This is a genomic window from Halomonas sp. BM-2019 (assembly GCF_017584085.1).
Genome location: NZ_CP071922.1, coordinates 2,736,661 through 2,737,630, shown reverse-complemented (window position 1 = coordinate 2,737,630; position 970 = coordinate 2,736,661). Strand labels below are relative to the sequence as shown.

The 970-nt window shown below is 74.1% G+C and carries 1 protein-coding gene; it reads right to left on the bottom strand.

The window, feature by feature from the left end:
- Positions 1–177: 177 nt before the first annotated feature.
- Positions 178–970: hypothetical protein (locus J5F18_RS13670; protein WP_346299153.1), on the bottom strand; the 793-nt coding region annotated here is incomplete at its 5' end.

Sequence of the window (970 nt, the reverse complement as noted above, 5' to 3'; positions counted from 1 at the left end):
CAGTCGGCGTTCCTCGGCCTGGGCGGCCGACAAGCCCCAGCCCAGCGTCAGCACCAGGCCGCCCAGGCCCGCCAGCTGGCGCAGCCGGCGTTGCGTCGCATGCATCATGTCCCTTGCCCCGATATCGCTTGTCCCGGGCGGCTGGCTATTGCCGCCGCCTTCGTCGTTGTGTTCCCTCTAACGGCCGGCTACCACCAGGCCCTGGCCACCTGCCACTCGATGCGCGGCCCGCCCGGCCAGGGGCGCGTCTGCACCGCCCACAGGCGCCGCGACTCGGCGTCTCGCCACAGGGTGGAACGGGTGCGGCTGCCGTCGTCCCACTCCAGCCGCTCCTCGCAGCGCTCCAGCGTGCGGGGGCAGTTCGACCGGCTGGGCGGCGTCGCAGCGCAGGCTGCCGCGGGCGGCCAGCTCCCGGGGCAGGCCGTCACGGGGCTGCCAGCGGCGCTCCACCCGGTACTCGGCCGGCGCGGCCTGGCGCCAGGGCACGAAGCGCGACCGTTCGTCATCGGCCTGTGCGTTTTCGGCAGGCGCCGACTCGGCCTCCCCCTGGCTGGTGCCAGATTGCTCGGCGCCAGTCTGGCTGCTGGCAGCTTGCGGATGAGAGAGAGGCAGGTAGCGGCTCTGCAGCAGGTCCACTGGCAGGCCCGCGGTGGCCTGCAGGCCCTCCTCAAAGAGCACCAGCATGCCGTCCTGGCCGGTGGGCCAGTAGGTGTGGGGCCCGGCGATCGCGCCGAGTATCACCAGCCCGCTGCGGTCGCCGGTATCCAGGGCCAGCGAGGCATAGGGCAGTGACTCGGCGCGGGCGGCGTCGACCTTGCCGCCCGGCAGCAGCCCGGTGAGGGTCTCGCCGACCGGGCTGGCCCCGCCGTTGGCACAGCCCCCCAGGGCCAGGGCGGCCAGGCCAACCAGCCCGGCACGCCGCAACGTGCCCGGCAGTCGGTGGCCGGGGCGGAAGTTCGCCATGGGCAAA